Below are 11,878 nucleotides of genomic sequence, written 5' to 3'. Positions count from 1 at the left end.
CGCCTACGATGCCCACCATGGATGCGGGGCAGATCGTCGGGATCGTCACGGGCGTCGTCGTGGTGGTCGTGCTGGTGACGGCCGTGGCCGTCTGGGCGGTCCGCCGCCGGCGTGCCGCGGGCACGCGGGCGCGGGACCGCGAGGCGGAGCTCGAGCGCATGGGCGTCGAGGCCGGCTCCGCGCTCGTGCGCGCCGACGAGCGCGCGCGGCTCGCCGAGGACGAGCTCGCCTTCGCCGTGGCGGAGCTCGGCGAGCGCGAGACGCGCGACCTCGCGCCGACGCTGCGGCGGGCGCGCGAGCGGCTCGGCGAGGCGTTCCACCTCAACCAGCTCCTGCACGACCACGTCCCGGACACCGACCAGCAGCGGCACGAGTGGTCGGCGCGCATCGTCGACCTGTGCCGCTCGGCCGGCGCCTCGCTGGACGAGCTCGACTCGGGCCTCGCGAGCCTGCGGCAGACCGTCCGCGCGACGCCCGACGTCGTCGCCCGCGTGGACAAGGAGCTCGCCCGCGTGCGCGAGAGCATCCCCGGCGCGCGCGCCGACCTCGAGCGGCTGCGCGGCCAGTACGCCGAGCAGGCGCTGCTGCCGGTGGCCGACAACCCCGAGCAGGCGGAGCGGCTGCTCGAGTTCGCCGGGCGCAGCGCGGCCGCGGCCCGCAAGCGGCTCACGACGCAGCAGGTGGCCGAGGCCGGCGCCGCCGCCCGCGCGGCGGAGGAGGCGGTGCGGCGTGCCGAGGGCCTGCTGCGCGCCGTCGACGACTACGAGGCGGAGGCCCTGCGCGCCGAGTCCGCCCTCGGCGCCATCGTCGCGGAGTCCCGCGCCGAGCTCGCCCAGGCCCGCGCCCTGCCGGGGTCCCAGCGCGCCGGGCGGATCGACGGCGCCGTCACCGCGCTCGAGGACGCGCTCGCCGAGCTGCCGCCCCCGGGCCGGCCGGGCGACCCGGTCGGCGCCCTCACCCGGGTACGGGAGGCCAACACGGCGCTGGACGACGCGGTGGCCGAGCGGACGGAGCAGGACGAGCGCGCCCGCCGGGCCGCCTCCCGGCTCGGCCCGGCGCTCGACGACGCCGAGCGGCAGCTCGCGTCGGCGCGGTCCGTCGTCGACGACTACCGCGCCCCCGTCGGCCCGGACGCCCGCACGCGCCTGGCCGAGGCCGAGCGGGAGGTCGCGGAGGCGCGTGCCGCCCAGGACCCCGAGCGCGGGGTCGCGGCGGCGCGGCGGGGCGCGGCGCTGGCCGCGGAGGCCGCCACGCTCGCCCACCGCGACATCGCGCGCTCCGGGCACGGGCAGCGCTGGGACGGCGGCTACAACGGCGGGTACGACGGCGGCTGGCAGGGCGACCCGCGACGCCGCCAGGTCGGCCGCGGCGGCTCGGACGTCTTCGGCGCCGTGCTGGGCGGGATGGTGCTGGGCGGGATCCTCGACGACATCGGCGACATCGGCGACATGTTCGACTGACACGACGGGCGCCCCCGGGCGCCGCGGGAGCGAGCCGGCGGGAGGTCCGATGTCCGGGACGGTACGACGACGGGTGCGCGTGCACGGCCGCGTCCAGGGCGTGGGGTTCCGCTGGGCCACCGTGGACGCCGCCGCGCGGCTCGGCGTCGGCGGCGTGGTACGCAACCTGCCCGACGGGACGGTCGAGGCCGAGGTCGAGGGGTCGGCGGAGTCCGTCGACGCGATGCTCGCGTTCCTGCGGGAGGGCCCGGCCGGCGCGCTCGTGACCCGCGTCGAGGTCGCCGAGACGGAGCCGCGCGGGGAGACGACGCTCGTCGTCAGTCGCTGACCGGGAGCCGTGCCGCGAGGTGCTCGATGACGCCCGCGCGGGTCCGCTCGTGCTCCTCGACCACGAGGCCGCGCTCTCGCACCCCGCGCAGCGGGCGCCGTCGGAAGTGCTCCCCCGCCAGGGGCACGCTCACCAGGTCCGCGAGCGCCTGCAGGGCGTACAGCGGCCAGACGCTCGACCCCACGTGGTCGGCGAGCAGCAGCAGCCCGCCCGGCCGCAGCACCCGCGTCATCTCGTCGAGGGCGGCGCGGTCGTCCGGGATCGCGCACAGCGAGAAGGTGCACACCACGGTGTCGAACGCGTCGTCGGGCAGGTCGAGCGCCTGCGCGTCGCCGAGGCGCAGGTCGACGTCGGTGCCCGGGCCCAGCCGTGCCGCCCGGCGGCGCGCGAGGTCGAGCATGCCCGGGCTCCACTCGACGCCGGTGTACCGCCCGCCGAGGACCGCGCGTGGGTAGTGCTCGAGGTTGAGGCCGGTGCCGACGGCGACCTCGAGGGTGCGCCCCTCCGCCCGGGCGCACAGCCGTCGGCGCACGTCGGGGAACATCCGGCGCTCGGCCGCCGCGAACGCGCGGTCGTATCCCGGGGCCTCGCGGTCCCACCGCGAGCGCAGCCGCGCCGCCCGACGCGTCACCCCGTCGTCGCTGGTCACCGCTCCAGGCTGCCAGACCGTCGCCGCGCGCGACAGGTCCCCGGCGGCCGCCCCGACCACGTAGCATCGCGCACGTGAACCGTCCCACCCACGCCCGCCCCCGACGCCACGGCGTCGGCAGCGCCGTGGTGGGCGGTGTCGGCGAGCTGCTCATCACCCTCGGGGTGGTGCTGGCTCTCTTCGTGGTGTGGCAGCTGTGGTGGACGTCCGTCGAGGCCACGGCCCAGGCGGACAAGGTGCTCACGGAGTTCCGCGCCACCCTCCCGCCGGCCAACCCGGAGCCGGCGGAGCTGCGCACGGACGCCCCGCCCGTCCCGGACCCGGTCGGGTACGGCGAGACGATCGGCACGCTCATCGTGCCGGCCTGGTACGGGCTGACGAACAACGCGATGCCCATCGAGGAGGGCACCGGGATGGACGTGCTGGACCAGGCCGCCGCGGGGCACTACGAGGCGTCCCAGCAGGTGGGCGACGTGGGCAACTTCGCCCTCGCCGGGCACCGCCGCACGCACGGCAACTCGTTCCGGCACGTCGACAAGCTCGACGAGGGCGACCAGATCATCGTCGAGACGGCCAGCACCTGGTACGTCTACGAGGTGACGGGGCACGAGATCGTGACCCCCGACCAGGTGGACGTCGTCGCCCCGGTGCCGCACCATCCGGACCAGAAGCCGACGGAGCGGCTGCTGACGCTCACGACCTGCCACTCGCTCACGCTCGGCGAGTACGGCAACGACCACCGCTGGATCACCTACGCCACGTTCGTCGGCTGGATGGACCGGGCCGACGGCACCCCCGACCAGGTCCGCTGAACGACCCGCTGAGACGTTCCGCGAGAGGAGACGACCGATGTACGCATGGATCTTCCGGCACCTGCCGGGCAACGTGTTCTGGCGCGTGCTGCAGTCGCTCGTGCTCGTCGGGGCGGTGGTGGCCGCGCTGTTCCTGTGGGTGTTCCCCGCCGTCGCCCCGTACCTGACCCTGCTCGAGGGCGACCCGGCGGTCGGCTGACCGGCTCAGCTGCTCTGCCGCACCACCAGCTCCGGGTCGAAGAGCACCTCCTCGCGCGCGGCGGAGGGGTCGGCGATCTCGCGCAGCAGGATCTCGGCGGCCGTGGTCCCGATGGCTGCGGCGGGCTGACGCACCGTCGTCAGCGGGACGGCGCCCGTCGTCGCGAACGGGATGTCGTCGTACCCCACGAGCGCGACGTCCTCGGGCACCCGCACCCCGCCGTCGAGCAGCGCGCGCACCAGCCCGAGGGCGTGCATGTCGTTGCCCGCCAGCACGGCGTCGGGGCGATCGCCCGGGGCCGCGGCGGCGATCCGGAGGCCGATCTCGGCCCCCTCGGCGAGGCCGAGGTCGTCCGAGTGCACCACGTCCAGCCGGGCGCCGGGCGTCGCGTCGACCACCTCCTGCATCCCCTCGAGCCGGTGCCGCACCTGCTGCACCCGGGCCCGGCCGGTGGCCGCGAGCAGCCGGCGGCGGCCGCCGTCCACCAGGTGCTGCGCGGCGAGGCGACCGCCCTCCCGGTGCCGCAGGGACACCGTCGACAGGCGGCGGGCCGGGTCCTGTTGGTCCACCACGACCACCGGGTTGCCCCGCTCCTTGCGCGCCACGAGGGCGGCCATCTGCGCGTCCGAGGGCGCCACGACCATGCCGTCGAAGCGCAGCTGCTCGAAGAGCGCGACGAGCCGCTCCTGCTGCTCCGACGACTCGTGGGTGCTGCCCGTGACGAGCGTGAGCCCCGCCCGCGCCACGACGCGCTCGACGGCGGTCACGACGTCGGCGAAGAACGGGTTGGACGCGTTGATCACGGACACCCCGACGATCCCGGAGCGCTGCCAGCGCAGCTGCCGGGCGGACAGGCTCGGCACGAAGCCCAGCTGCTCGACCGCGGCGCGGATCCGCGCGGACGTCGCGGGCGCCACCTTCTCCGGGCGGTTGAGGTAGTTGGAGACGGTGGCCGCGGAGACGCCGACGTGCCGGGCGACGTCGTGGATGGTCACCATGCGCGCGCCCCCGGCCCGGCGAGGGGCTCGCCGGACCGGCCGCAGCCCGCCAGGATGGGCCCATGACGCTGCGGTTCGGGATCAAGCTGACGCAGGACGCCCCCGTCGGGACGTTCCGGCACGTGTGGCGCACCGCCGACGAGGAGGGGTTCGACCACGTGTGGGTGATGGATCATCTGGCCTCCCTCGGCGCGGACGACGCCCGCCCGATCTTCGACGCGTGGGCCATGCAGGCGGCGATGGCAGTGGCCACGACGCGCGTGCGGCTCGGCTGCATGGTGTCGGGCAACACCTACCGCCACCCGGTGATGCTGGCCAAGCTCGCCACGACCGTCGACCACCTGTCGGGCGGCCGGCTCGAGCTCGGCATCGGCGCCGGCTGGAACGAGCACGAGCATGCCATGTACGGGCTCGACCTCGGCAACGTGCGGTCCCGCATGGACCGGCTCGGGGGGTCCCTTCAGGTCCCCACGGCGCCCCGGACCGCGCCGCGCACCACGTTCGAGGGGCAGCACTACCGGCTCGTCGACGCCGTCGCCGAGCCCAAGCCCGTGCAGCGCCCGCACCCGCCGGTCTGGGTGGGCGGGTCGGGGCCGCGCCGCACCCTGCGGCTGGTCGCGCAGTACGCCGACGCGTGGAACGACACGTCCAGCACGCCCGAGCAGCTCGCGGCGCTCGGCGACGTGCTGGAGCGACACTGCGAGGACGTCGGCCGCGACCCGGCGACGATCCGGCGCACGGTCCAGCTGCGGCTGCGCGAGCATCCCGTGGCGGACCTGCCCGCGCTGGTCGAGCGGTACGCGGCCGTGGGCGTCACCGAGTTCGTGGTGGTGCTCAGCTCCGGCGAGGCGGCCCTGCACGAGCTCGACGACGTCGTCGCCGCGCTCCCCGCGCTGCGCACCGCCGCCTGACCCGGCCGCCGCAGAGACCACCCCGCGGGGCACCACGCGGGGCACTACGCCGCCCCCGCCTGCGCCGCGTGCAGCGCGGGTACCGGGCGCCGCGGCGCATCAGCTCGTCGTGGCTGCCGACCTCCACCACGCGGCCGCGCTCGAGCACGACGATGCGGTCCGCGGCGCGCACGGTGGACAGGCGGTGCGCGACGACCAGCGTGGTGCGGTCGCGCATCAGCCGGTCGAGGGCGTCGCGGACGGTGGCCTCGGCCTCCGGGTCGAGCGCGCTGGTGGCCTCGTCGAGGAACAGGATGCGCGGGTCGCGCACCAGCGCCCGGGCGATCGCCAGGCGCTGGCGCTGGCCGCCGGACAGCCGGGCGCCCCGCTGCCCCACGACGGTGTCCCAGCCGTCGGGCTGGGCGTCGACGAACTCGAGCGCGTTCGCGTCGCGCAGGGCGGCGCGCACCCGGTCGTCGGTCGCCGCGTCCTCGTCCAGCCCGTACGCCACGTTCTCGCGGATCGTGCCCTCGAACAGCACCGATTCCTGCGGCACCACCGACACCGACCGCCGCACGGTGCGCAGGTCGAGGCCCGCCATGTCCGCGCCGTCCAGCAGGATGCGACCGGACGTGGGCCGTACGAACCCGAGCACGAGGTTGAGCAGGGTGGACTTGCCGGAGCCGGACGGGCCGACGAAGGCGACGGTCTCGCCCTCGCGCACCTCGAGGTCGACGTCGTGCAGCGCGTCCTCGGCCGCGTCGTCGTACCGGTGCGAGAGGTGCGCGAGCGTCGCCACGGAGGATGTCGGCACGGCTGTCAGACTCCCCGCATGAAGATCGTGGTCGCCGGCGGTTCCGGCTCCCTCGGCCGCGCCCTGTGCGCGGACCTCGTCGGGCGCGGGCACGAGGTCGTGGTCCTCACCCGCTCCGCGGGCACCTTGATCGTCATCGTGACCGCGCCGATCATCACCATGGCCGCCAGCACAGCAGCGGACGTTCTCGACGTCACCTTGCTCTGCGCGCGGCGCAGGGCGGGGCGCGGGGCGGGACGTCCGCGAGGTCGCCTGGGACGCCCGCACCGTCGGCCCCTGGGCCGACGAGCTGGCCGCCACCGAGGGCGACGTCGGCGTGGTCAACCTCGCGGGCCGGCTGGTGGACTGCCGCCCGACGCCCCGCAACGTCGAGGAGCTGCGGCGGTCGCGGGTCGACGCGACGACCGCGCTGGTCGCGGCGTCCGCCCGGCTCGGGCATCCGGTGTCCCGCTGGCTCCAGGCCTCCACCACGGCGATCTGGTCCGACGCGGGCGAGCGCCGCGTCACCGAGTCGAGCCCGCTGCCCGACGACGGTCTCCCGCAGATGACGGGCGTCGCCCGGCCGTGGGAGGAGTCCGTCCGCGGCGCGCGCGCCCGGCACCTCGTGGTGCTGCGCACCTCGATCGTGCTCGACGCCGCGACCCCGGCCCTGGACCGCCTCCTGCTCCTCGCCCGGCTCGGGCTCGGCGGGCCCGTCGGCCCCGGCGACCAGTGGTTCAGCTGGATCCACGTCGACGACTGGCTCCGCGTCGCGCGCGCCGCGCTCGGGCTCGCGCCCGGGGTGCGCCTCCCGGACGGCCCGTCGTCGCCGCGGCGCCGCACCCGGTGCGCAACCGCGACCTCATGGCCGCGCTGCGCCGCGCCCGGGGACGACGGCTCGCCCTCCCGACGCCCGCGCCCCTGCTGCGCCTGGGCGCCGTCGCGCTGCGCACGGACCCCGCGCTCGCGCTCACCGGCCGGCACGCCACGTCCCGGGTGCTCGCCGACGCCGGGTTCGCCTTCCGGCACCCGACCCTCGACGACGCGCTCGCCGACCTGCTCGCGCGGCCGTGACGCCGCCCGACGCGCGCCTTCCGGAGGCCCGGCGCGTGCGGCGCTCGCCACAGTCGGCCCCCGAAGGTCCGGAGCGCCCCCGGACACGACTAGCCTGAGGCCGTGGCTACCTTCTCGAGCGTGACGCGCCAGCACCTCCTCCGGGCGATCGAGGTACGACGACCGCGGCGCCGACGCCTTCGTCGGCGTCTACGGCTTCACCCGGACCCCGGGCCACACGTTCGTCCACGAGGACCGCGCGTACGACTCGAAGGCGGTGCTCGGGGTGGCGCACAAGTTCGCGACCGGCAGCCCGGCCCGCGCCGAGGACCTCGTGGACGCCAAGTGCGACGACGCCGCGATCCTGCGCAAGCACGGGTTCGACGTCATCGCGCCGCTGGCGCCGGCGACGCCCGCCCCCGCCGTCCGCAAGGCCGCCCCGCGCCGCAAGGCCGCGAGCGCCACGGTGCGCAAGCCCGCGGCGCCGGAGCCCGTGGTCGCGATCTGCCCCACCTGCTACACCGTGCTGCCCGCCACCGGCATCTGCGACGAGTGCGGCTGACCCCTCCCGGCCCGCCCGGCCGCTGACCAGGCCGGCGAGGGCGGCGAGGCCTGCGCCCCGGTGGTGCGGGCCCCGCGGCTAGCCCTGCGCCTGCCGCACGCGCCCGGCCTGCTTGGTCAGGTGGGTGCGCTCCGCGGTGCTGGTGGCGGCGTCGGCCGCGGCGGCGTACAGCCGGGCCGCGTCGGCCAGGTTGCCCGCCTGCTCGTGCAGGTAGGCGGCAGCCGCGTGGCGGCGCGGCAGGTCGGCGTCGAGCGCCTCCACGAGCCGCAGCCCTGCCAGCGGCCCGTCGACGTGCCCGACGGCGACCGCGCGGTTGAGGGCCACCACCGGGTTGCGGGGCTCGAGGCGGGCCAGCTCGTCGTACCACTCGAGGATCTGGGACCAGTCGGTCTCCTCCGCGGTCGCGGCGTCGTCGTGCAGCGCGGCGATCGCGGCCTGCGCCTGGTACGGCCCGAGCCGGTCGCGCGCGAGCGCCCCCTGCAGCAGGGCCACCCCCTCCGCGACCGTCGCCGTGTCCCAGCGGGACCGGTCCTGCCGGTCGAGCGGCACCGGCTCCCCCGTCGGCGACGTCCGGGCGTCGCGGCGGGCGTGGTGCAGCAGCATGAGCGCGAGGAGGCCGGCGGCCTCGGCGTCGTCGGGCACCGCCGCGACCAGCTGCCGGGCCAGGCGGACCCCCTCCGCCGCGAGGTCGACGCCGTCGTCCGCGCCCGACCTGCCGGTGAAGCCCTCGTTGAAGATCAGGTAGAGCACGCGCAGCACGGCGTGCACGTCCCCCGGCTGCTCGAACCGCTCCCCCGTGACCGTCCGCTTGGCGCGCGAGATGCGCTGCGCCATGGTCGCCTCCGGCACGAGGAACGCCCGGGCGATCTGGGCCGTCGTCAGCCCGCCCACGGCCCGCAGCGTCAGTGCGACCGACGACGCCGGCGTGAGCGCCGGGTGGCAGCAGCGGCTGAGCAGCAGCAGCGTGTCGTCGGCCTGCTCGGTGGGGCCCGCCGGCGGCTCGAGGGTCACCCGGATCTCGCGCTGGGCGCGGGAGGACGCGGAGCGCCGGGCGTCCACGAACTTGCGCCACGCGACGGTGACCAGCCACCCCTTCGGGTCGGCAGGCACGCCGGTGCCGTCGTCGCCCGCGACGTCCCACCGGCGCACCGCCTCCAGGAGCGCCTCCTGGACGGCGTCCTCCGCGCTCGCGAAGTCCGCCCCCCGACGGACGAGGACGCCGAGGACCTGGGGGCCCAGGTCTCTCAGCGCCTCGTCCCGGAGAGACCCGTTCACCCCGTGACCTCGCTGTTGTCGGTGAGGAACGGGCGGACCTCGATCCACTCGTGCAGCGCGCGGCCGCCCGGGCCCGGCGCCGACGAGAGGTGGGCCGCGGCCTCGTAGGCCCGCTCCTGCGACTCGACGTCGATCGCCATCCACCCGGCGATGAGGTCCTTCGTCTCGGCGAACGGGCCGTCCGTGACGGGCGCCTTCCCGGCGCCGTCGTACCGGACGAACGCGCCCCGCGGCGAGAGCGCCTGCGCGTCGACGAACTCGCCGCGCTCCTTGAGGTCGTCGATCATCCGGCCCATGAACGCCATGTGCTCGGTCACCTCGTCCGGCGTCCAGCGGTCCATCGGCACGTCGGTGCCGGGCACGGGCTCGGGGATACCGCGGTAGTGCTTCAGCAGCAGGTACTTGGCCATGGGTCCATCCTGTCGTCGCGGGCGGTGCCTGTCACCGCCTCTCGCCCCTGGGACGGAGCCGCCCCCGGGTTCTCGACATCGGCGCGCGGCGGGTTCTGCCCGCCCAGGTCAGCGACCGAAGAGACGCGCCAGGAACCCGCCGCCCGCCGGACGGTCGACCGAGGCCGGCTCGTCGTCATGGCCGAGGCACCACTGCCCCGCCGGGACGGAGCGGCGGACGTCGTCGACGTGCTGGCCGCAACCCTTCCAGGTCGTCTTGCCGCAGGTCGTGCAGGTGACGGGGTAACACACGTGGGAATCTCCTTCGGTGGTTTCGGTCGGTGTCTCGAGCCGGGGGCCGCTCAGGCCAGCGTGAGGAAGAGCTTCTCCAGCTCCTCGGTGGTGAGGCCGTCCTCGCCGGAGCCGCCGTCCGGGTCGGCGAGGCACTCCTTCATCGCGGTCGAGATCACGGCGAAGCCGGCGCGGTCCAGCGCTGCCGAGACGGCGGAGAGCTGGGTGACGACGTCGCGGCAGGAGCGGCCCTCCTCGACGGCCTCGATGACGGCGTTCAGCTGGCCGCGGGCACGGCGCAGGCGGTTGGCAATGCGGCGCTGGGCGTCGGTGTCGGTGGTGAGCATCGGAGTCCTCCGGGTCGGGCGAGCGGTCGTCAGGGTCAGGCGTGGACGGGCACCACGAGGAGGTCCTCGGCGCGGTCGCCGAGCACGGCGCGCAGGGTGAGCGCGCCGCCGGACAGCGAGGCGGAGTCGAACCCCGCCTGCGCGAGCACCCGGTGGGCGATCGCCGACCGGACGCCCGACGCGCACATGACGCGCACCGGTCGTCCGGCGGCGGCCTCCCGGACCTCGTCGAGGCGCCCGCGCAGCTCGGTGTGCGGCACGAGCAGGGCGCCGGGCAGGTGGCCGGTCGCCACCTCCTGCGCGCTGCGCACGTCGAGCACCAGCGAGTCCGCGAGGACGGCGTCCACGTCCTGCGCGTACCAGAGCCGCAGGGTGCCGTCGAGGACGTTGGAGCCGACCATCCCGGCGAGGTTCACCGCGTCCTTGGCCTGCCCGTACGGCGGGGCGTACGCGAGGTCCAGGTCGACGAGGTCCCCCACGGTCATCCCGGCACGGAGCGCCGTGGCGAGGACGTCGATGCGCTTGTCGACGCCGTCGCGCCCGACGGCCTGCGCGCCGAGCACCAGCCCGTCGCCCGGGCGCACGTGCAGCACGAGGTGCACCTGGCTCGCGCCCGGGAAGTACCCGGCGTGCTGGTTCGGGTGCAGGTGCAGGGTGCGGAAGGCGAGCCCGGCCGCCGTCAGCGCGGACCGGCCGGCCCCGGTCGTGGCCGCGGTCAGCTCGCCGACCCGCACGATCGCCGTGCCCAGCGGCGCCGGCACGGGGCGTGCGGTGCCCGGCCGGACGACGTCGTCGGCGACCAGGCGACCCGCACGGTTGGCGGGGCCGGCCAGGGCCACCGGACGCCGGAGGCCCGTGACGGCGTCAGTCTGCACCACCGCGTCGCCGACCGCCCACACGCCGGGGGCGGAGGTGCGGCCGTGCTCGTCGACGACGATCGCGCCGCGCTCGCACTCCAGCCCGGCGGCCTCGAACGTCTCGGTGTCCGGTCGCACGCCGACGGACAGCACCACGACGTCGGCCGGCACCCGGGTGCCGTCGTCCAGCACGACGACGTCCTCGTCGGGCCGGGACTCGACGGCCCCGGCGGCGACCCCCGACCGCACGGACACGCCGAGGCGGCGCAGCTCCTGGGTGACGGGGTGCGCGACCTCGTCCTCCAGCGCCGGGAGCACGTGCGGGCCGAGCTCGACGAGGGTCACCGCGAGGCCTGCGGCCGCGAGCGCCTCGGCGGCCTCGACGCCGATGAACCCGGCCCCGAGCACGACGGCACGGCGCGCCCCGGCCTGCACGCGCGCCCGCAGCGTCCGGGCGTCGTCGACGGTGCGCAGGGTGCGCACCCGCAGGGAGTCGAGCCCGTCGATCGCCGGGCGCACGGCGCGCGCGCCCGGCGACAGCACGAGGGCGTCGTACGGCAGCTCGACGACGCCGTCGGCGGTGGTCGCGGTGACGACGCGCCGGTCGGTGTCCAGCGCGGTCACGTCGTGGCCGGTGCGGACGTCGAGGGCGAGGGCCGCGCGCAAGGACTCCGGGGTCTGCACGAGGAGCCTGTCCGCGTCGGGGATCTCGCCGCCCACGTGGTACGGGAGGCCGCAGTTTGCGAACGAGACGTGGGCGCCGCGCTCGAGCACGACGATCTCGGCGGTCTCGTCGAGACGCCGGGCGCGGGCGGCGAAGCTCATGCCGCCGGCCACTCCCCCGACGACGACGATCCGCCGGCGCGCGGGCGAGGCGACGACTTCCGGTGCGGTCTGGCTGTCGATCATAGGACGAGAATACCCCAGGGGGTATTGATCGCCCCATCGGCCGGTCAGCGACGCGCGGCCCGACCG

The 11,878-nt window shown here is 76.3% G+C and carries 14 protein-coding genes and 1 pseudogene; 7 read left to right on the top strand and 8 right to left on the bottom strand.

Annotated elements, in window-relative coordinates; genetic code table 11:
• Window positions 1-17: 17 nt before the first annotated feature.
• Together ACQFYA_RS10700 and ACQFYA_RS10695 are read left to right on the top strand one after the other, a co-directional pair.
• On the top strand, window positions 18-1,460 hold the full coding sequence (locus ACQFYA_RS10700) for a hypothetical protein (RefSeq protein ID WP_499123886.1): 1,443 nt from the start codon (window positions 18-20) through the stop codon (window positions 1,458-1,460).
• Window positions 1,461-1,509: 49 nt separating this feature from the next.
• The gene (locus ACQFYA_RS10695) at window positions 1,510-1,788 is read left to right on the top strand and encodes an acylphosphatase (RefSeq protein WP_499123885.1); all 279 of its coding nucleotides are present in this window, start codon (window positions 1,510-1,512) and stop codon (window positions 1,786-1,788) included.
• On the opposite strand, the gene ACQFYA_RS10690 is transcribed toward ACQFYA_RS10695, so the two are convergent.
• Complete coding sequence (locus tag ACQFYA_RS10690; protein WP_499123882.1) at window positions 1,778-2,437, bottom strand: class I SAM-dependent methyltransferase; 660 nt, start codon at window positions 2,435-2,437, stop codon at window positions 1,778-1,780. The two genes, ACQFYA_RS10695 and ACQFYA_RS10690, sit on opposite strands and share 11 nt — an antisense overlap.
• Window positions 2,438-2,511: 74 nt before the next feature.
• On the opposite strand from ACQFYA_RS10690, the gene ACQFYA_RS10685 reads away from it, so the two are divergent.
• Together ACQFYA_RS10685 and ACQFYA_RS10680 are read left to right on the top strand one after the other, a co-directional pair.
• Entirely contained in the window at window positions 2,512-3,249 is a 738-nt protein-coding gene (locus ACQFYA_RS10685) for a class E sortase (RefSeq protein ID WP_499123881.1), read from the top strand.
• 37 nt (window positions 3,250-3,286) lie between these two features.
• Window positions 3,287-3,448 carry a hypothetical protein gene (locus ACQFYA_RS10680; RefSeq protein WP_499123880.1) on the top strand — a complete coding sequence of 54 codons (162 nt, stop codon included), beginning with the start codon at window positions 3,287-3,289 and terminating at the stop codon, window positions 3,446-3,448.
• Between the two features lie 5 nt (window positions 3,449-3,453).
• On the opposite strand, the gene ACQFYA_RS10675 is transcribed toward ACQFYA_RS10680, so the two are convergent.
• Window positions 3,454-4,446 carry a LacI family DNA-binding transcriptional regulator gene (locus ACQFYA_RS10675; RefSeq protein WP_499123878.1) on the bottom strand — a complete coding sequence of 331 codons (993 nt, stop codon included), beginning with the start codon at window positions 4,444-4,446 and terminating at the stop codon, window positions 3,454-3,456.
• A 62-nt stretch (window positions 4,447-4,508) separates the two neighbouring features.
• Between ACQFYA_RS10675 and ACQFYA_RS10670 the strand changes: the two genes are divergently transcribed.
• Complete coding sequence (locus tag ACQFYA_RS10670) at window positions 4,509-5,357, top strand: TIGR03560 family F420-dependent LLM class oxidoreductase (protein WP_499123877.1); 849 nt, start codon at window positions 4,509-4,511, stop codon at window positions 5,355-5,357.
• Here ACQFYA_RS10670 and ACQFYA_RS10665 read toward each other — a convergent pair.
• Entirely contained in the window at window positions 5,281-6,150 is an 870-nt protein-coding gene (locus tag ACQFYA_RS10665; protein WP_499123875.1) for an ABC transporter ATP-binding protein, read from the bottom strand. The genes ACQFYA_RS10670 and ACQFYA_RS10665 overlap by 77 nt on opposite strands.
• Before the next feature lie 825 nt (window positions 6,151-6,975).
• Between ACQFYA_RS10665 and ACQFYA_RS10660 the strand changes: the two genes are divergently transcribed.
• Both ACQFYA_RS10660 and ACQFYA_RS10655 read left to right on the top strand, forming a co-directional pair.
• On the top strand, window positions 6,976-7,203 hold the full coding sequence (locus ACQFYA_RS10660) for a DUF1731 domain-containing protein (protein ID WP_499123873.1): 228 nt from the start codon (window positions 6,976-6,978) through the stop codon (window positions 7,201-7,203).
• Between the two features lie 211 nt (window positions 7,204-7,414).
• Window positions 7,415-7,744, top strand: a pseudogene (locus ACQFYA_RS10655) (ScoMcrA-related endonuclease); the annotation flags it as partial.
• A gap of 78 nt (window positions 7,745-7,822) precedes the next feature.
• On the opposite strand, the gene ACQFYA_RS10650 reads toward ACQFYA_RS10655, so the two are convergent.
• From ACQFYA_RS10650 to ACQFYA_RS10630, 5 genes are all read right to left on the bottom strand, one after another.
• Window positions 7,823-9,019 (bottom strand): RNA polymerase sigma factor, encoded by a 1,197-nt coding sequence (locus tag ACQFYA_RS10650; protein ID WP_499123870.1) that lies wholly within the window; start codon window positions 9,017-9,019, stop codon window positions 7,823-7,825.
• Window positions 9,016-9,429 carry a YciI family protein gene (locus ACQFYA_RS10645; RefSeq protein WP_499123868.1) on the bottom strand — a complete coding sequence of 138 codons (414 nt, stop codon included), beginning with the start codon at window positions 9,427-9,429 and terminating at the stop codon, window positions 9,016-9,018. The genes ACQFYA_RS10650 and ACQFYA_RS10645 overlap by 4 nt, the downstream gene beginning before the upstream one ends.
• A gap of 108 nt (window positions 9,430-9,537) precedes the next feature.
• Complete coding sequence (locus ACQFYA_RS10640) at window positions 9,538-9,720, bottom strand: DUF8730 family Cys-rich protein (protein ID WP_499123867.1); 183 nt, start codon at window positions 9,718-9,720, stop codon at window positions 9,538-9,540.
• A gap of 50 nt (window positions 9,721-9,770) precedes the next feature.
• Window positions 9,771-10,046, bottom strand: a complete 276-nt coding sequence (locus tag ACQFYA_RS10635; protein WP_499123864.1) for a metal-sensitive transcriptional regulator — start codon at window positions 10,044-10,046, stop codon at window positions 9,771-9,773.
• Between the two features lie 35 nt (window positions 10,047-10,081).
• On the bottom strand, window positions 10,082-11,812 hold the full coding sequence (locus tag ACQFYA_RS10630; RefSeq protein WP_499123861.1) for an FAD-dependent oxidoreductase: 1,731 nt from the start codon (window positions 11,810-11,812) through the stop codon (window positions 10,082-10,084).
• Between the last annotated feature and the right edge of the window lie 66 nt (window positions 11,813-11,878).

It is taken from the genome of Promicromonospora sp. Marseille-Q5078 (assembly GCF_050315395.1).
GTDB lineage: Bacteria > Actinomycetota > Actinomycetes > Actinomycetales > Cellulomonadaceae > Isoptericola.
This window is presented reverse-complemented; position numbering and strand designations above follow the sequence as displayed.